Origin of the sequence: Actinoplanes sp. NPDC049598, from assembly GCF_040675435.1 — a bacterium.
Classification (GTDB): domain Bacteria; phylum Actinomycetota; class Actinomycetes; order Mycobacteriales; family Micromonosporaceae; genus Actinoplanes.
In genome coordinates this window covers 91320-110143 of the sequence record NZ_JBFAOX010000014.1, presented here as the reverse complement: position 1 = coordinate 110143, position 18824 = coordinate 91320, and the positions used below count along the sequence as shown (strand labels likewise).

General features: G+C 71.1%; 14 protein-coding genes. 10 read left to right on the top strand and 4 right to left on the bottom strand.

Annotation, left to right across the window (positions count from 1 at the left end; all coding sequences use genetic code 11):
- Positions 1-142: 142 nt before the first annotated feature.
- Entirely contained in the window at positions 143-1765 is a 1623-nt protein-coding gene (locus AB0J66_RS29565; RefSeq protein WP_364667339.1) for a ricin-type beta-trefoil lectin domain protein, read from the top strand.
- Positions 1766-1772: 7 nt separating this feature from the next.
- On the opposite strand, the gene AB0J66_RS29560 is transcribed toward AB0J66_RS29565, so the two are convergent.
- Positions 1773-2786, bottom strand: a complete 1014-nt coding sequence (locus AB0J66_RS29560; RefSeq protein ID WP_364667336.1) for a LacI family DNA-binding transcriptional regulator — start codon at positions 2784-2786, stop codon at positions 1773-1775.
- Between the two features lie 203 nt (positions 2787-2989).
- Between AB0J66_RS29560 and AB0J66_RS29555 the strand changes: the two genes are divergently transcribed.
- From AB0J66_RS29555 to AB0J66_RS29530, 6 genes are all read left to right on the top strand, one after another.
- Positions 2990-3961 carry a glycoside hydrolase family 6 protein gene (locus AB0J66_RS29555; protein WP_364667333.1) on the top strand — a complete coding sequence of 324 codons (972 nt, stop codon included), beginning with the start codon at positions 2990-2992 and terminating at the stop codon, positions 3959-3961.
- A gap of 207 nt (positions 3962-4168) precedes the next feature.
- Positions 4169-5533, top strand: a complete 1365-nt coding sequence (locus AB0J66_RS29550; RefSeq protein WP_364667330.1) for an endo-1,4-beta-xylanase — start codon at positions 4169-4171, stop codon at positions 5531-5533.
- Between the two features lie 72 nt (positions 5534-5605).
- Complete coding sequence (locus AB0J66_RS29545; protein WP_364667327.1) at positions 5606-6832, top strand: cellulose binding domain-containing protein; 1227 nt, start codon at positions 5606-5608, stop codon at positions 6830-6832.
- A complete protein-coding gene (locus AB0J66_RS29540) occupies positions 6829-8184 on the top strand; it encodes a glycoside hydrolase family 43 protein (RefSeq protein ID WP_364667325.1) in 1356 nt (451 codons plus the stop codon). Before AB0J66_RS29545 ends, AB0J66_RS29540 begins: the two co-directional genes overlap by 4 nt.
- Positions 8177-9538 (top strand): non-reducing end alpha-L-arabinofuranosidase family hydrolase, encoded by a 1362-nt coding sequence (locus tag AB0J66_RS29535; RefSeq protein WP_364667322.1) that lies wholly within the window; start codon positions 8177-8179, stop codon positions 9536-9538. Before AB0J66_RS29540 ends, AB0J66_RS29535 begins: the two co-directional genes overlap by 8 nt.
- Before the next feature lie 101 nt (positions 9539-9639).
- Positions 9640-11004 (top strand): aromatic acid exporter family protein, encoded by a 1365-nt coding sequence (locus tag AB0J66_RS29530; protein WP_364667319.1) that lies wholly within the window; start codon positions 9640-9642, stop codon positions 11002-11004.
- 5 nt (positions 11005-11009) lie between these two features.
- On the opposite strand, the gene AB0J66_RS29525 is transcribed toward AB0J66_RS29530, so the two are convergent.
- The 3 genes from AB0J66_RS29525 to AB0J66_RS29515 are packed head-to-tail and all read right to left on the bottom strand — an operon-like array spanning position 11010 to position 13531.
- Positions 11010-12455, bottom strand: a complete 1446-nt coding sequence (locus tag AB0J66_RS29525; protein WP_364667317.1) for a S8/S53 family peptidase — start codon at positions 12453-12455, stop codon at positions 11010-11012.
- A 4-nt stretch (positions 12456-12459) separates the two neighbouring features.
- The gene (locus AB0J66_RS29520; protein ID WP_364667315.1) at positions 12460-12933 is read right to left on the bottom strand and encodes a hypothetical protein; all 474 of its coding nucleotides are present in this window, start codon (positions 12931-12933) and stop codon (positions 12460-12462) included.
- Complete coding sequence (locus tag AB0J66_RS29515; RefSeq protein WP_364667312.1) at positions 12911-13531, bottom strand: sigma-70 family RNA polymerase sigma factor; 621 nt, start codon at positions 13529-13531, stop codon at positions 12911-12913. The genes AB0J66_RS29520 and AB0J66_RS29515 overlap by 23 nt, the downstream gene beginning before the upstream one ends.
- A 158-nt stretch (positions 13532-13689) precedes the next feature.
- Between AB0J66_RS29515 and AB0J66_RS29510 the strand changes: the two genes are divergently transcribed.
- The 3 genes from AB0J66_RS29510 to AB0J66_RS29500 all read left to right on the top strand — a co-directional run bounded on the left by AB0J66_RS29510 (position 13690) and on the right by AB0J66_RS29500 (position 18776).
- Positions 13690-16326 (top strand): CHAT domain-containing protein, encoded by a 2637-nt coding sequence (locus tag AB0J66_RS29510; protein WP_364667309.1) that lies wholly within the window; start codon positions 13690-13692, stop codon positions 16324-16326.
- Positions 16327-16398: 72 nt separating this feature from the next.
- Entirely contained in the window at positions 16399-16992 is a 594-nt protein-coding gene (locus AB0J66_RS29505) for an adenylate/guanylate cyclase domain-containing protein (protein ID WP_364667306.1), read from the top strand.
- Positions 16989-18776 (top strand): hypothetical protein, encoded by a 1788-nt coding sequence (locus tag AB0J66_RS29500; RefSeq protein WP_364667304.1) that lies wholly within the window; start codon positions 16989-16991, stop codon positions 18774-18776. The genes AB0J66_RS29505 and AB0J66_RS29500 overlap by 4 nt, the downstream gene beginning before the upstream one ends.
- Positions 18777-18824: the final 48 nt, after the last annotated feature.

Below are 18824 nucleotides of genomic sequence, written 5' to 3'. Positions count from 1 at the left end.
TGCCACGACATTAAGCGGACCGGCAACGGCTTGAAGTGGGCGACTATCGCGCGGGTAGGCGCATAACACTTATTGGGAGCTTGTTAAGCAAAAAAGGGTCTGGCACTGTGCTGTGAACGTTCTCAATTAGAGGGTGGTAGCAATGAGAGGACTGAGGGCCGCGCTGTTGGCCGGAATGCTGCTAGCCGTGACCGTCTTTTCCGCCCCGGCCGCTCAGGCGCTCGACAACGGTGTGGGCCGCACGCCGCCGATGGGGTGGAACAGCTGGAACACGTTCGGCTGCAACATCAGCGAGTCGCTGATCCGGGGGATGGCCGACAGCATCGTGAGCACCGGCATGCGCGACGCCGGCTATCAGTACGTGGTGGTCGACGACTGCTGGATGAACCCGAACCGCGACTCGAGCGGCAACCTGCAAGGGGATCCGACCCGCTTCCCCAGTGGCATGCGGGCGCTCGGCGACTACATCCACGGCAAGGGCCTGAAGTTCGGCCTCTACCAGGCGCCGCTGGACAAGACCTGCGCGCAGTACTTCGGCTCCTACCCGGGCGCCACCGGCAGCCAGGGCCACGAGGCGCAGGACGCCCGCCAGTTCGCCGCCTGGGGCGTCGACTACCTGAAGTACGACTGGTGCTCACCCACCGGGACCATCACCGAGCAGGTCACCACCTTCGCCAAGATGCGGGATGCGCTGGCCGCCACCGGCCGGCCGATCCTCTACAGCATCAACTCCAACAGCATCCACCCGAAGACCGGCCCGCAGCGCGACTGGGGCGACGTGGCCAACATCTGGCGCACCACCGAGGACATCCAGCTGGTGTGGAAGACCGACCAGGTCAACAACTATCCGATGGGTGTGCAGAACATCATCGACGTGACCGTGCCGCTGGCCGGCTACGCGGAGCCGGGTGGCTTCAACGACCCGGACATGATGGAGGTCGGCCGGGGCACGCTGACCGACACCGAGCAGCGATCCCACTTCGCCATGTGGGCGGTCATGGCCGCGCCGCTGATCGCCGGCAACGACCTCCGCAGCATGAGCGCGGCCACCCAGACGATCCTGAAGAACCCCCGGCTCATCGCCGTCAACCAGGACACCCTCGGCCGACAGGGCGTCCAGGTCGCGGGGGACGCCAACCAGCGGGTGCTGGCCAAGCGGCTGGCCAACGACGACATCGCGGTCGCGCTGTTCAACCAGTCGGGCTCGACCCGGACCATCTCCACCACGGCCGCGGCGATCGGCAAGACCGGCTCGTCGTTCAGCCTCGTCGACGCCTGGACCGGGGCCACGACCGCCACCGGCGGCACGATCAGCGCGAGCGTCCCCTCGCACGGCACGGTCGTCTACCGGGTCAGCGGCGGCACCACCGGCAACCCGCCCACCCCCACCTCGACCGCCCTGGTCAGCGCCGCCTCCGGGCGTTGCCTGGACGTGCCCAACAGCAACACTGCCAACGGGACTCAGCCGGTCATCTGGGACTGCAGCCGGGCCGCCAACCAGCAGTGGACCGTCTCCGGCTCGACCCTGCGGGCGCTCGGCAAATGCCTGGACGCCCCGATCGGCGCCACCGCCGGCGCCAAGGTCCAGATCTGGGACTGCAACGGCGGCGCCAATCAGCAGTGGACGCTCAACGCCGACGGCACCGTCCGGGGCAACCAGTCCGGGCTCTGCCTCGACGTCGACCGCAACCTCACCGCCAACGGCACCCTGACCCTGCTCTGGACCTGTACCGGCGCCGCCAACCAGCGCTGGTCACGCTCGTGAGCCGGGCTCACGCGGAGTCGCGGCGGACCAGGCGGGTGGGCAGGATGAGGGAGCTCCGCTCCTGCCCGGCGATCAGGTCGATGAGCAACCGGGCCATCTCCTGGCCCAGGGCCTGGACCGGCTGATGGACCGTGGTCAGGGGCGGGTCGGTGTGGCCGGCCGCGGCCAGGTCGTCGAAGCCCACGACGGCCACGTCGCCCGGCACCGACCGGCCGGCCTCCCGCAGGACGCGCAGGGCGCCCGCGGCCATGTTGTCGCTGGCGGCGAAGACGCCGTCAGCGCCGGGGTGGCGCTCGAGCAGGGTACGCATCGCCGCGGCTCCGCCGGCCTCGGTGAAGTCACCCTCGACCATGCCGTACGGCGTCAGGCCGGCCATGGTCATCGCCTCGCGGTACCCCCGGTGGCGGGCGTCGGCGGCGCCGCTGCCGGTCTCGCCGGCGATCGTGACGATGCGGGTCCGGCCGAGGCCGATCAGGTGCTCGGTGGCCAGCCGGGCCCCGCCGAGGTTGTCGCAGTCGACGTACCACCGCGGCTCGAAGCCGAGGGGCCGGCCACCGTAGACGGTGGGCAGACCGGCCTGGGCGGCGATCCGGTTGACGGGGTCGTCCTTGCGGGTGGCCAGCAGCATGAGGCCGTCGACGCCCCCGGTGTGCAGCAGGTTGGTCAGCCGGGACCGGCCGCGGCCGGAGCTGGCCAGGCACAGCAGCAGGTGCAGGTCGGTCTCCTCGAGCATGGCCGAGACGCCGACGATGACCTGGGCGAAGAACGGATCGGCGAACAGCTCGGGATCGTCGTGCGAGACCGCGAGGGCGACGACGCCCGTCTGCTGGGTGGCCAGGGCGCGGGCGGTGCGGTTGGGCCGGTAACCGAGCTCCTTGATGGCTCGCTCGACGGCCTCGCGGGCGGCCCGGCTGACGTGCGGCGCCTGGTTGATGGCGCGCGACGCGGCCGAGCGGGACACGCCCGCGCGTTCGGCCACCTCGTCGAGAGTGGGTTTCCGCCCCGGTGACTGCGCCGCCATCTCGATGCTGGTCCTTCCGCCGACGAGCGTCGATGGATCATATCGACTTTCGTGGACTGGAAGCGGTCCCAGTTGTAGGTCGTAGCTCAGACGGCGAAGCACCGAGTGTCTTGACAGTAAAACGGTTCACGCGCAACCTGTTATCGACATCGATGGATCAAACAGACCGGAAGCGCTTCCAGTCGCGTCGAGGAGTCCTGCCGATGAAACGACCGACCCGTCCCCGGGCGCTGGCCGCCGCGCTGGCCCTGATCGTCCCCGCCGTCCTGCTGATGGCCGCGCCGGCCGCCCACGCCGACCCCGTCAGCCAGACCAGCGGCTTCTACGTCAACCCGAACTCGAGTCCGGCGGCCTGGGTCGCCGCCAACCCCAACGACGGCCGGGCCGGCGCGATCCGGGCCCAGATCGCGCAGCGGCCGATGGCCAGTTGGTTCGGCAACTGGAGCGGTGACATCGGGTCGGCCGTCGGCTCGTACGTGGCCGCCGCCGACGCGGTCGACAAGCTGCCCGTCCTGGTCGCCTACAACCTCCCGGGCCGCGATGCCTGTGGCGGGCACTCCGGTGGAGGGGCCGGCAGCGTCGCCGCCTACGACGCGTGGATCTCCGCCTTCGCCGCCGCCATCGGCAACCGGCCCGCCGTGGTGGTGCTGGAGCCCGACTCGCTGGGCGACTTCAACTGCATGAGCCAGGCGCAGATCAACGATCGCACCGGCATGCTGGCCCGCGCGGCCGGCCAGTTCCGGGCCAAGGCGCCCAACACCTGGGCCTACCTCGACGCGGGCAATCCCGGGTGGATCGACGCCCGGACCATGGCCCAGCGCCTGAACTCGGCCGGCGTCTCGGCCGCGCACGGCTTCGCCCTGAACGTGTCGAACTACTTCACCACCGGCGAGAACGTCAACTACGGCAACAATGTCGCGTCCGCGCTGCGCAGTTACGGCTACAGCAAGCCGTTCGTCATCGACACCAGCCGCAACGGCAACGGCGCCAACGGGGCCTGGTGCAACCCGGCCGGCCGCCGGATCGGCACCCCGAGCCAGCTCGGCGGCGGGGCCGAGATGCTGCTCTGGCTCAAGACGCCGGGGGAGTCCGACGGCAACTGCGGTGTCGGCGCGGGTTCGTCCGCCGGGCAGTTCCTGCCCGAGGTCGCCTACAAGATGATCTTCGGATACTGAGCCGCCCGCGGCTGATCGTCCCCGGCCCCGGTGGCTCCGGCCGGGGACGATCGGCGCCCGCCGACAATCGGCGCCGAAAAACAGTTATGACCGGGCTTGGTATTTGGTCATAAGCGGTTAGTAAAACGACACCCTTGAATGCGTGGGAGCGCTCCCGTAACGTTTTCGTAATCCCCGGTATTTCCTCGAGAAAGGTTCGGCGTGCTCATGTCCATCCCCAGGCACGGCCGGTCGGCGCTGCTCGCGGCGGCGGCGGTGGGCCTCGCCGTCGCGGCCAGCGTCGCCGTCATCGGCACCGCGGACGCGGCCACCACCCTCGGCGCCTCGGCCGCCCAGAGCGGCCGCTACTACGGCGCGGCGATCGCGGCCGGCCGGCTCGGCGACGCCACGTACACCCGGATTCTGACCACCGAGTTCAACTCGGTCACCCCCGAGAACGAGATGAAGTGGGACGCGACCGAGCCCTCCCAGGGCCGGTTCACCTACACCAACGGCGACCGCATCCTCAGCCAGGGCGCCTCGATGGGGGCCAAGGTTCGCGGCCACGCCCTGCTCTGGCACCAGCAGCAGCCCTCGTGGGCGCAGTCGCTGTCCGGCAGCGCGCTGCGCAGCGCCGCCATCAACCACGTCACCCAGGTCGCCACCCACTACAAGGGCAAGATCTACGCCTGGGACGTGGTCAACGAGGCCTTCGCCGACGGCGGCAGCGGCGCCCGGCGCGACTCCAACCTGCAGCGCACCGGCAACGACTGGATCGAGGCCGCGTTCCGGGCCGCCCGCGCGGCCGACCCGGCCGCGAAGCTCTGCTACAACGACTACAACACCGACGGCATCAACGCGAAGTCGACCGGCATCTACAACATGGTCCGCGACTTCAAGTCCCGCGGCGTGCCGATCGACTGCGTCGGCTTCCAATCCCACCTGGGCACCGGCCTCGACTCGACCTACCAGGCCAATCTGCAGCGCTTCGCCGACCTCGGGGTCGACGTCCAGATCACCGAGCTCGACGTCGCCCAGGGCGGCAACCAGGCCAACGTCTACGCCGGCGTCACCCGGGCCTGCCTGGCCGTGTCCCGCTGCACCGGCATCACCGTCTGGGGCATCCGCGACAGCGACTCCTGGCGGACGGGTGAGAACCCGCTGCTGTTCGACAACTCGGGCAACAAGAAGGCGGCGTACACCTCGGTCCTGAACGCCCTCAACGCCGGCGGCACCACCAGCCCGCCCCCGACGACGCCGACCACCACCCCGCCCACCTCACCGCCGACCACCCCGCCCACCGGCGCCTGCGCCGCCACGGTGTCGCTGAACTCCTGGAACGGCGGCTACGTGGCCACCGTGCGGGTGACCGCCGGCTCGGCGGCCGTCAACGGCTGGACGGTCAGCGTGAGCCTGCCCTCCGGCAGCGCGATCACCGGCGCCTGGAGCGCCACCAACAGCGGCACCAGCGGAGCCGTCAGCTTCCGCAACGTCAGCTACAACGGCCAGATCCCGGCCGGCGGCTCGACCGAGTTCGGTTTCCAGGGCACCGGCAGCGGGCCCACGGCCACCCCCACCTGCGCGGCCGGCTAGCCGCCCGTCCTCCCTGTGCTCTCCGGCCGGGCTCCCCTCGGCCGGAGAGCCGCCTCGGCGAAAAGAGGAATCGTGAAGTCTCTCCGGAAACTCGCCGGCGTGGCGGCGGCGGCCCTGCTCGCCACCGCGGCGACGGTGGTGATCACGACGGCGGCCCCGGCCGGGGCGGCCACCACGGCGGGCTGCGGCAAGGCGCCGACGCTGACCAGCGGCACCCGCACCATCTCGAGCGGCGGCCAGAACCGCTCGTACATCCTGCGCCTCCCCGACAACTACGACCGCGCCAAGCCGTACAAGCTGATCTTCGCCTTTCACTGGCTGAACGGAACCGCGGGGAACGTGGCGAGCGGGGGCTACTACGGGTTGCAGGGGTTGTCGAACAACTCGGCCATCCTGGTCGCGCCGCAGGGCATCGACAACGGCTGGGCCAACACGGGTAACCGCGACCTCACCCTCGTCGACAACCTGACCGCCCTGATCGAGGGCGACCTGTGCGTCGACACCACCCAGCTGTTCGCACTCGGCTGGAGCTACGGCGGATCGATGAGCTACGCCGTCGCGTGTGCCCGGCCGACGGTCTTCCGCGCGGTCGCGGTCCTGTCCGGGGCCAACCTCAGCGGCTGCAACCCGGGCACGCAGCCGGTCGCCTATCTCGGCATCCACGGCACCCACGACAGCGTGCTCAACATCTCGCAGGGCCGGGCGATCCGCGACACCTTCGTCCGCAACAACGGCTGCACCGCCCAGAACCCACCCGAGCCGGCCCGCGGCAGCCTGACCCACATCACCACCGCCTACGCGGGCTGCCGGGCCGGATATCCGGTGGCCTGGGCCGCGTTCGACGGCGATCACACCCCGGAACCCGTCGACGGATCCACCTCGACCAGCGGCGCCCTCACGTGGGTGGGCGCCGAGGTCTGGCGGTTCTTCTCGCAGCTGACCAGCGGCACCCCGAGCACGCCGCCGACCACACCGAGTTCCACGCCGCCGGTCCCGTCCGGCGCCTGCACCGCTGCCTACCGGATCACCGGCCAGTGGCAGGGCGGTTTCCAGGCCGAGGTCACGGTGACCGCCGGCGCCACGGCGCTGACCGGATGGCGGGTCGGCCTGACCTTCGCCGACGGCCAGACGATCACCCAGCTCTGGGGTGGCCGGGTGACCGGCACCGGCAGCACGCCGACTGTGGCCAACGAGAGCTGGAACGGCAGCCTGGCCGCGGGCGCGTCGACCACCTTCGGGTTCCTCGGCACCGCGAACGGCACCAACAGCGTGCCCTCCACCACCTGTGGGCCCGCATGAGACGCCGTACGCTCGCGGCGATCCTGGCCGTGCTGGCCGTGCTCGGCCTGCAGCCGCAGGCGGCCCGGGCCGACAACCCGATCGTCCAGACCATCTACACCGCCGACCCGGCCCCGTTGGTGCACAACGGCCGCGTCTACCTCTACACCGGCCACGACGAGGACAACTCGACCTGGTTCACCATGAAGGAGTGGCGGGTCTACTCGTCGGCCGACATGGTCAACTGGACCGACCACGGCTCGCCGCTCAACCTGGCCAGCTTCAGCTGGGCCAGTGCCAACGCCTGGGCCGGGCAGACCGTGTACCGCAACGGCAAGTTCTACTGGTACGTGCCGATGACCGTGCGCGCCACCGGGCAGATGGGCATCGGCGTGGCCGTCTCGTCCAGCCCGACCGGCCCGTTCACCGACGCGATCGGACGGCCCCTGGTCAGCAACAACCAGATCGACCCGACCGTGTTCATCGACGACGACGGGCAGGCGTACCTCTACTGGGGCAACCCCGACCTCTGGTACGTCAAGCTCAACGCGGACATGACCTCGTACGCGGGCAGCCCCACCAAGATCCCGCTGACCACCGCCGGCTTCGGCACCCGGACCGGCGACGCGAACCGGCCCACGCTGTTCGAAGAGGGCCCGTGGGTCTACAAACGCAACGGCCTCTACTACCTCGTCTACGCGGCGAAGTGCTGCTCCGAGTTCATCGCCTACTCCACCGCTCCCGGGCCGACCGGGCCGTGGACCTACCGCGGCACGATCATGCCGACGCAGGGCAGCAGCTTCACCAACCACGCCGGGGTGATCGACTTCAACGGCGGTTCGTACTTCTTCTACCACAACGGCGCGCTGCCCGGCGGTGGTGGCTTCACCCGCTCGGTCGCCGTCGAGAAGTTCGCCTACCGCTCCGACGGCACCTTCCCGGCGATCACGATGACCAGCGCCGGCGCGCCGCAGATCGGCTCGCTCGACCCGTACGTCCGGCAGGAGGCCGAGACGAGCGCCTGGGCGAGCGGCGTGGAGACCGAGCGCGCCGCCGAGGGCGGCCTGAACGTCGGTTTCATCGAGAACGGCGACTACGTGAAGGTCAAGGGGGTCGCCTTCGGCGGCGGTGCCCGGTCCTTCACCGCGCGGGCCGCCTCGGCCACGAGCGGCGGACGGGTGGAAGTGCGTCTCGACAGCCCGACCGGCACCCTGGCCGGCGCCTGCACCGTGCCCGGCACCGGCGGCTGGCAGACCTGGACGTCGGTAACCTGCCCGGTCAGCGGCGCCACCGGCACCCACGACCTCTATCTGCGCTTCACCGGCGGCAGCGGTTACCTGCTGAACCTGGATTGGTGGCGTTTCGATGCGTAAACGTCTACTTGTCCCGGCCGTCGCCGGACTGGTGCTGGCGCCGGTGGGCGTCGCCGTGGCGCCGTCGGCCGGCGCGGCCACCACGGGCTGCTCGGTGAGCTATGCCGTGTCGTCGCAGTGGCAGGGCGGATTCAACGCCGACGTGTCCATCACCAACCTGGGCGACCCGCTCTCCGGCTGGTCGCTGACCTGGTCGTTCGGCGCCGGTCAGAGCGTGACCCAGGCCTGGAACGCGACGGTGACGCAGACCGGGTCGGCCGTGAGCGCCACCAACGCGAGCTACAACGGCGCGATCGCGACCAACGGCAAGGTGTCGTTCGGCTTCAACGGCTCGTGGACCGGCAGCAACCCCGTGCCGGCCGGGTTCGCGCTCAACGGCGTCGCCTGCACCGGGTCGACCGGCCCGACCCCGACGTCCTCGCCGACCACCTCGCCGCCGCCGGACGGCACGTGCACCCTCCCGTCGAGCTATCGCTGGACGTCGACCGGTTCTTTGGCCAACCCCAAATCGGGCTGGGTCTCGCTGAAGGACTTCACGGCCGTGCCCTACAACGGCAAACACCTGGTGTACGCGTCGAACGTGGCCGGGTCGTCGTACGGCTCGATGAACTTCACCCCGTTCACCAACTGGTCGGACATGGCCTCGGCCTCGCAGAACGCGATGTCGTCGGGCACGGTGGCGCCGACGCTGTTCTACTTCGCCCCGAAGAACATCTGGGTGCTCGCCTACCAGTGGGGCGCGTGGCCGTTCATCTACCGGACCTCCAGCGACCCGACCAACCCCAACGGGTGGTCGTCGGCGCAGACGCTGTTCACCGGGAGCATCTCCGGCTCGGGCACCGGGCCGATCGACCAGACCCTGATCGCCGACAGCCAGAACATGTACCTGTTCTTCGCCGGCGACAACGGCAAGATCTACCGGGCCTCCATGCCGATCGGGAACTTCCCCGGCAACTTCGGCTCCTCCTACACCACCATCATGAGCGACTCCACCAACAACCTGTTCGAAGCACCCCAGGTCTACAAGATCCAAGGCCAGAACCAATACCTGATGATCGTCGAGGCCATCGGCAGCCAGGGACGCTACTTCCGCTCCTTCACGGCCACCAGCCTCAACGGCTCCTGGACCCCGAACGCGGCCACCGAGAGCAACCCGTTCGCCGGCAAAGCCAACAGCGGCGCCACCTGGACCAACGACATCAGCCACGGCGACCTCGTCCGCAGCACCGCGGACCAGACCATGACCGTCGACCCGTGCAACCTGCAACTGCTCTACCAGGGTAAGAACCCCGGCGCCGGCGGTCCGTACGACCAGCTGCCGTGGCGGCCGGGCCTGCTGACCCGGCAGCGCTGAGCAGGCTCCCTCACAAATTCCCGCAATCGGGATATATGACAGCGTTGGCGGGGGTACTTTTTGCGACCGGATCATCTGCTCGTGAAGAGGAAGCCGCAGCGTTGCCCGAGTCGCTCGTCGAGTTCGCGGACCCGATCACCGTCGTTGCCGTGGGCCTGGTGCTCTGTGCGCTGGCCGTGGTGTTGTTGCGCCGCAAGGTGAAGCCGGTGGTCGAGGCGGCCGCCCGGGCCGTGCTCGACGAGGTGGGGCCCCATCTGCCGGCCGGGCTGCGGCGCGTGGCCGGCCGGTGGTACGAGCGGGTGGACCCGGCCGTCGCCCGCTCCATCCTGGTGGCGGCCATCGCCGCCGGCATCGCCTGGTCCGCTGCCACGACGCTGCACCTGGTGGGCGCGATCACCGCCTCGATCACCGCGATCCTGTCGGTTCACCTCAGCGCCCACGCCTCGCTCCGGGACGGGACGAAACGCCTGGTCGGCACGCTGGCCGGGATCGGCGTGGCGGTGGGCGTGTGGGGTGTCTTCGGCCCGAGCCCGGTGTCGATCGCGGTGATCGCCGGGTGCGGGCTCATCGTCGGGCGGCTGCTGCGCCTCGGTGACGGCTCGGTGATGGTGCCGGCCACCTCGCTGGGTGTCCTGGTCGCCGGCAGCGCGGTGACCGAGACCTTCGTCTGGGAGCGGGTCGGCGCGACGGGGCTGGGCATCGTGGTCGGCATGATCCTGTCGCCGCTGGTCGGCGGGATGACACCGCTGGAGCGGGCGCACTGCAAGCTGGCCCACCTGTCCACCGAGATCGCCCGCCTGCTCGGCGACCTCGGGACCGGCGCGGCCCGCGGCTACGGGCGGGAGCAGGCCGCGCAGTGGCTGGCGCGCTCCCGCGAGCTCGGCGAGACCCTGGGCGAGGCGGTCGATGCGGTGGACGACCTGGACCGCCAGGCCCGCTGGTCGCTGACCACCCCGCTGACCGAGGTGACACCGGTGCACCACACGTTCCGCGTCCTCGAGCACGGGGTGCACCAGGTCAACTCGGTGGCCCGGTCGATGTTCGACGCCGCCGCCACCCCGCACTCGCCCAGCGTGCCCGACGACATCGGGCCGCTGCTCACCGCGGCCTCGGAGGCGTTCGCCGCGCACGCCACGCTGGAGACGGACCCGGACGCCGACCCCACGCAGGACGCCGACAGCCTCGAGGAGCTGCTCGACGATCTGCGCGAGGCCCGCCGGCAGACCCTGCACAAGGTGCGCACCCAGATCGAGGACACCGGGGTGCTGGTGCTGGCCGGCTCGATCATCACCGACATCGACCGGATGGCCGGGTCGCTGGAGCGCTCGGCGCCGGCCCTCACCATCGACGTGCGGGAGCCGGGCCCGGGCATCCCGGCGGTCTCCGAGGTCGTGCCCGCGGTCCGCAGCTTCTGGGAGAAGGCGGTGACCCCGAAGACCAACCCCGGTCCCGGCTCGAACCGCTGACCGCCTCAGTGCCGCGGGATCCCGGAGAGGATTCTGAGGCCCTTGCCCTTCTGCTCCGTACCCTGCTGATCCCTGACCGTCGCGCCGGCGTCGGAAAGGTAGTCGACCGCCTGTCGTGGCGTCATTCCACGCTCTTGCTGAAGGCGGGCGACGGCACCGGCGATCTGCGGCGCGGCGAAGGACGTGCCGCTCCACAGAGCCCACGCGTTCGGCGGGAAGACTTCTGGTTCGTCGTCGAAATCAGGCGACTCGTTTCCCGTGACGAAGGTCGACCGCACTCCCTCGCCGACCGTCCAGAATTTGATGTGGTCACCTTGGCTCGACCAGTCGGCGGTCTCGAACCTTCCGGTCCGCCTGGCGGAGGCGAGGTTTTCGACGTCTTCGGTCTCGATCAGTGCGCCGACCGCGTGCACCGCCGGGGAAGCGGCGGGCCAGCATCGGGTTCTGTCGCCGAAGTTGCCGGCTGCGGCGATGATGACGACCTCTTTGTCGCTGTAGTCGTTGGTGATCCGCTTCAGGGTCGTCTCGAGCACCGGCGGCGGCTCGTCGTTCTCGGTGGTCATGCCCAGCGACAGATTGATGATCCGTGCGCCCTCGTCGAACGCTTGCTGGAGGGCGTCGGCGATCGCGGTTTCGTCGGCCAGGCCGTCGGTGTCGGCGGCGCGGTAGACGCGGACCTGCGCGGTCGGGGCGACGCGCTGGACGATGCCCGCGACGAACGTCCCGTGGCCGGCCTGGTAATCCAGGTAACCGTCCGGCTGCGGCAGGTGGTCCAGCAAGTCGCGGTTGCCGTCTCCGCGTGGCACGTCATCCAGCCAGCCGTCGGCGCGGATCATGGTGCGCAGGCCGTCCTCGTCCTTGCCGGGGATGCCGGTATCTATGACGGCCACGATCGGCCCCGGACCCTCCGGGGCCCACCTGGCCTGTGAGCGGTAACTCTCGAACGTCGACTCCGCGCCCATCGGGTTCAGAACCGAATCGGGTCCGCCGACCCCTTTGCCGACCGATGCTGTCACGGCAAGGGTGTTCGGCATCGCCGGCGTCCCGGTCAGCTTCTCGATTTTCGGTCGAATCTCCTGGGCGCGAATCTGATTGTTCACCAGCCGCACGAACGGCCCATCGGCCGAGCCGCGGTTGGTGAATCCCGCCGCCTCGACCGCGTCGCGCACCCCTTGACCCGACAGGATCTCGGCCTCGACGATGACCTCCCGGCCGGCGAGCAGGACCCGGGGACCATCGGAGTCGGCCGTGGGCGCGACCTCGGCCTCCACCTGGAAGGTCTCCCGCCGGCCGGACCGGCGACCTCGCAGGAAACCGATGACAGCGGCGTCCTGGACGCGATCCTTGCGATTGAGCTCGGCGAGCTGGCGGTCCAGAAGGTCTCGAAGGTCGCTGACCCGGTCGTTGTAGACCTCTTGGTAGTCGTTCGGGAAAGGATATCCGTCGCCCATGGTCTTACCCCTCTCGGTTGGCGTGCACGCTGATCCATTCGGTGAGCAGGGTGTTCTCCGCGGTCGCGCACTCGAGGCGGATCGGGCCGCGGGCCGGAAGCGGGAACGAGAAGCAGCCGACCTCGTCGACGATCGTCTCGGCCTGGGTCCCGGCCACGGTGCACAGGCGGATCACCCCCGGCCGGGGCGGGATGAACTGCCCCTCGATGCCGTCGTCGCTCACCTCGACCTCGATCTGCACCGGGCCGTGACCGAAGACGAGCGTCTGCGGCTCGCCGTGGCCGCCGGCCCGGACCGTGATCGACGCGTCCAGCCCGGAGTCGTAGAGCAGGGCCGCCATTTCTTGTTCGGCCCGTAGCCGCCACGCCAGCAGCCCGGTCGCCGCCTCGGCCACCCGCTGTTCGGTCGGGCCCGGTCGCAGTACCTCACCCAGGTCGTGCATGAGCACGTCGTCGTTACTCCAATCCCGCGAACGCATGCTGTCCGCCCCCCGTCTGTGCGGCTTCATCGTTGGCCAGCAGGTATTTCTGGACGGCAGCGGTGGCGCGGAGCTTGTCGAGGATCCGGCTGCGGGTCGGCCCGATGCTGCCGATGGGTATGCGCAACATGCGACTTATCTCGGCGTAGCTGTGGGGCGGGTCCGCGACCAGGAGGGCGAACAGTTCCCGCTGCTGCGCCTCGAGCTCGTTCAGGGCGTCGAGGAGCACTTGGTGCCGTTCGGCGTGCAGCAGGGAGTCGCCGATGCGTTCGTCGCCGGCCTCGAGCCGGTTCATCGTCTCGGGATCGACCGGCAGGCTCCGCCGGCTGGCCCGTAACCACCGCTGGCATTCGCGGCCGGTGGTGGTGACCATCCAGCCCGGCAGGGCGTCCGGTTCCCGGATGTGCCGTAGGTGCTCAATGAGGCGAAGCCACACGAGCTGACTGATGTCTTGAATGTCGGCGTCGGTGATCCGGTACCGGCGGATGACCCCGGCGACCAGACCGGCGTACCGGCGGACCAGTTGGTTCCAGCACTCCTCGTCGCCCGCGATACTGCCGTTCACCAGGCTGACGAGGTTGCCGTCATCGATTTCCACGACTCTCCTTCTGTCGAAGGAACCACCGCTTCTTCTGGCTAGGGAGCGCGGCCGGAACCCTCGTGATACAGCGCCGGGCCGCCGATTTCTGTCGGTCTCCCGACCACGGCCGGCTAAATCGGTTGGGGCGACGGCCGGCCTCCGGGGAGGGTGAGACCATGCCGGACCCGCATGCCTCGATCGATCTCGTGAGCCACGCCCGGCGGGTGCACGAGGCGGTGGTGGCGGATCCCCAGCGTTTCCGCCCGGTCGCGGCGGCGCTGGTCCGCCGGGTGCGCCGGGACGGCCCGGCCGAGGCCCTGGTCCTGGCCGTCCGCGCGCTGGCCTGGGCCGAGCGGGCCCGGCTGGCCGACGGCGAGGCCAAGCGGCTGCTCGACGAGGCGGCCCGGCTGGCCCGCCGGCACGGCCTGAAGCAGTCGCTGGCCGACGTGCTGATGAGCCGGGCCGCGGTCAACCAGGAGCTGGGCCGGCTGGCCGCCGCGCACCGGGACCTCGAGGCCGCCGCCGTCACCGTGGCGCCGGGCCGGGTGGCCGACCTGACCTTCCAGCGGGCCGTCCTCGACCAGAACGTCGGCCGGTTCGCCGAGGCCGCGGCGGCCTACCGGGAGCTGCTGGCCGACCGGTGCACACCGCTGCGCATCCGGGTGATCGCCGGCAACAACCTGGCCATCATCGCGGTGGAGCAGGGGCGGCACGCCGAGGGCCGGCGCCGGCTCGACGAGGCGACCCGCCGGGCCGGAGAGGTGGGCCCGGCCCTGGTCGCGATGGTGGCCGAGACGCGGGCCTGGGCCACGGTGCAGGAGGGCCGGCTGGCCGAGGGTTTGCGGCTGTTCGAGGAGTCGATGCGGATCTTCGAGGAAGCCGGGCTGCCGTTGGGCGAGCAGTACGTCGAGTACGCGGACGCGCTGATGGATCTGCGGCTGGTGCCTGAGGCGAGCGAGGCGGCCCGGTCGGCCGCCGCGGTGTTCCGGCAGAACCAGGTGCCGCTCATGGGGGCCGAGGCCGACCTGCGGGTGGCCCAGCTGGCCATGCTCACCGGCGACCTCGACGAGGCCCGGCGGACCGCGGCGGCGGCGATCGACAGCTTCACCCGGCAGGGCCGGGGCGCCTGGAGGGCCCGTGCGGCCCTGGTCGACATCGAGATCCGGACGCTGGCGGGCCCGCTGGGCCCGGCCGACCTGCGCGACGCGCGGCGGGTGTGCCGGGCCCTGGAGGCGGCCGAGCTGCCGGCCGCGGCGGTGCACGGACACCTGATCGCGGGCCGGATCGCGGCCGGGGTCGGGCGCCCCGAGGTCGCGGTCCGGTCGTTCCGCCGCGCGGCCGACCGGGCCCGCGGCCGCCCGTTCCTGATCCGCCTGCGGGGCCGGCTGGCCGCGGCCCTCGCCGCGCGGCTGCTCGGCCGGGCCGACGAGGTGCTGACGCACTGCCGGACCGGCCTCAACGATCTCGACCGGCACCGCGCCGCCCTGCCCTCGGCCGAGTTGCGGGCGCTCGCGTCGGGCCACGGCGCCGAGCTCGGGCAGCTCGGCCTCGAGGTGACGATCAACCGGGGCGGCGCCCGTCCGGTCCTGGCCTGGATGGAACGGACCCGGGCGGCGGCGCTGCTGGCGGTCGAGCCGACCGGGGTCGACGACCTGCAGGAGCAGCTCGACGAGCTGCGCGCGGTCCACGCCGAGCTCGACGGCCTGGCCGAGCGGGACGGGCACGGCGGCCGGGCGCTGCGGACGCTGCTGACCCGGCAGGTCGCCATCGAGGGCCGCATCCGCCGGGCGACCTGGCGGGGCAGCTCGGCCGCCGGGCGGGGAAAGGTGGCGGCCGGGCCGGCCCGGCTGCGCGAGGCGCTCGGCGGGCGGGTGCTGGTCGAGTACGGCATGCTCGGCGACGAGCTGGTGGCGGTGGTCGTCGAACCGCGGCGCAGCCGGGTGGTCCGGCTCGGCTCGGCCGGCGCGGTCCTGGAGCAGACCCGGGCCCTGTTCTTCGCCCTGCGCCGGCTGGCCCAGCCGCGGACGCCGTCCTCGTGGCACGCGGCCCGGCTCAGCGCCGATCTGCGCCTGGAACGGCTGCGCGCCCTGCTGCTCGGCCCGCTGTCCGTTCCGTACGGCGCCGAACTGGTCGTTGTCCCCGTGGGTGACCTGCACGGCATGCCGTGGTCGGCGTTGCACGACGCGCCCGTCTCCCTGGCGCCGTCGGCCCGTCTCTGGGCGCGCAGCCGGCAGGCCACGGTGGCGGCTGCCCGGAACCCGTCGACCGTGCTCGTGGAGGGGCCGGACCTGCCGGGGGCCACCGCCGAGATCGCGCAACTGCGACAGCTGCATTCGAAGGCGGTCGCGCTCACTCCGCCCGAGAGCACCGCCGCCGCCGTGCTGCGCCTGCTCGACGGGGCCGGGCTGGCCCACCTGGCCTGCCACGGCCAGCTCCGGGCGGACAACCCGTTGTTCTCCTCGCTGTCGCTCAGCGACGGGCCGCTCACCCTGCAGGAGCTGGCGACCCGGGCGGTGGCGCCGCACCGGCTGGTGCTCGCGTCGTGCCAGTCCGGGGCGGACATCAGCTACGCCGGCGACGAGGTGCTCGGCTTCGTCAGCGCGGTCCTGGCCCGGGGCACGGCCGGCGTGGTCGCCAGCGTCACCACCGTGCCCGACGTGGCCGCGGCCGAGCTCATGGTCGCGCTGCACGATCGGCTGCGGGCGGGCCGCACCCTCGCCCGGGCGCTGTTCGAGGCGCGGACGGGTCTCGACCGTCAGGATCCGGCGGCGTACGTGAACTGGTGCACTTTCAACGCGTACGGCGCCGCCTGAAGGTCTTGGTGTATCAGCGCGCGCCGCCGCGGTCTCCGTCCTCCTGTAGTTCGGCAAGGGGGGTACGGACCGATGAAAACTCTGACTCAGACCCGTGACGGGACCAGTGTGGTCCGCCGGCACGTCGCGGTTCTCTTCGCTGATCTGAGCGGCTTCACCGCGCTGGTCGAGACCGTGCCGCCGGAGATGGTCTACGAGCGGGTGGCGCCGAGGCTGGACGAGCTGGCGCTGCTGGTCACCGAGCACGGGGGATTGATCCAGCAGGTTCTGGGCGACGGCTTCATGGCGGTCTTCGGGCTCGGGCCGGCCGGTGACGAGGTCACGTGCGCCGTCCAGGCGGCGCTGCGGGTGGTCCGGGCCGGCGGGGACGCGCCGCCCGGCCTGCCCGTGCACGTCGGCGTCGAGTGCGGCGAGGTGCTGGTCAGCCCGTCCTGGGAGTCGGCCCGTTACGGGGTGTGGGGCCGCGCGGTCACGGTGGCGTCGCGGCTGTGCGACCGGGCCGGTCCGGGCTCGGTCTACGTCGGCCCGCAGGCGGCCCGGCGGGGCGGGGATCACATTCTCCGGACCTGGCCGTACGGATCCACGACCGTCCTGCGCACCCGGCTGAAGGGCATGACGGGGGAGGTCGTCGTGCACGCGTCGGCGCCGAAGGACGGGCCGGCATGACCCGCGAGTGGCTCGTGCAGAACGAGACGCCCCGGCCGGTCTGGCTCAAGCACGACGGCCGGGTGCTCCTCCTGGCCCCGCTCGAGACCCGGCTCTGGTCCGGGGACGACGTCTTCGCCGCGTTCCCGCACCTGCATCGGCTCGTGGACCGGCGCCAGATCTCGGTGTGCGACAAGCCCCGGCCGGTCGACACCGACGCCTCCCTGACCGGTTCGATCCGGGTGGCGGCGGTGGTCGTCTTCCTGTGGGTGGTCGCGCTGTGGCCGCTGCCGATGTGGTGGTGGTGGCGCATCGGGGCCGCCCTCGGCGTCGTGCTGATCCTGTGGTTCTTCGTGATGCTGAGCCGGCCGTCGCACCGCGAACGCAAACGCAACGCGGGCCGCCGGGCCTGGTACAACTTCACGATGGCGGTGGTGGTGGCCACCGGGGTCCTCATTCCCACGGTGATCGTCTACCTGGCCACCGACCTGCGCAAGGTGGTCACGTTCTGGCCCGACGGGTTCGCCGTCCACGCCGAACCGCCGATGATCCTCGTCGGCCGGCTCATGCAGCTGACCTTCATCTCGGTGGCCGCGCTGATGCCGGCCCTGATGTACTTCCAGTTCGACGCGGAACGGCTGAGCACCCTGCGGCAACGGTGGATCCAGAACGTGTTCCGCCTCGACCCGACCGTGGCCACCATGTCCGACGTGCGCGCCAAGTACGACCAGCAGCTCGAGGAGGCGTACGGCGCCGACAGCGGACGGGGCCGGCTGACCCGCGGGCGCCGCTCGCCGATCATCGTGGCCACCCTGGTCCTGGCCTTCGGCTGGCTCCTCATCCTGCTCCGCGCGGGCGACGTGATCGAGGCCGGCCCGGACAAGAGCCTGTCGTTCCTGGCCCTGCTGAGCCCCGACCAGTCGCTGGTCGCCTTCGCGTTCCTCGGCGCCTACTTCTTCGCGCTGCGCCTGGTGTGGCAGGGCTTCGTCCGCTCCGACCTGCGTCCCAAGACCTACACCACCATCGCCGTACGGGTGCTGGTGGTCGTGATCCTGGCCTGGCTCATCGAGGCGGTCACCAACGCGGCCGACAACTCCCAGCCGCTGTTCCTGCTCGCGTTCACCGCGGGTTTCGTACCGGACACGGTCCTGCACTTGCTCTGGGAGAAACTGCTGCGGCACAAGGCCGTGCTGCTCAACCTGGACCAGCAGCAGCCGCTGACCGAGATCGAGGGCATCGACCTGTACGAACGGACGCGGCTGTCCGAGGAGGGCATCGTCAATGTGGAGGCGCTGGCCCACCACGACCTGCTCGACCTGTTCTTCAAGACGCGGATCCCGGCCGCCCGCCTGGTCGACTGGGTCGACCAGGCCATCCTGGTGATGCACCTGGACAGCCGCCCGGACGCGCCGGCGCTGCGGGGCGCCCTGCGCTCGGCCGGCGTGCGCACCGCCAGCGACCTGGTCGAGGTCACCCGCCGCGGCGTCGAACGGACGGCCGAGCTCTCCGCCCTGCTCGCCCCGCTGCTGCCCGAGGCCGAGCGTCCCGGGCTGGCCCAGCGGCTGCAGGTGCTGAGCGAGGCGCTGGACCACAGCGAATGGCTCGCCCGCATCGAGAACTGGCGCCGCAGCGACCTGATCGAGGCCGACCCCCGGCGCCGCCGCTGGATCGACGAGTCGGGCGACCTGCGCTGGGGCGACCCCCGCGTCACCCCGGCCCCGGCCATGCCCTCGGCCGCCGCCCTGAACGTGCAGTCCCGGACGGATTCCCACCTGAGCCGGGCGCCCGCCGGAACCTCGCCCTAGCCGCCCGTTCGCTTGAACTGGTGCTGGATGCGCCTACGTACTATCGGG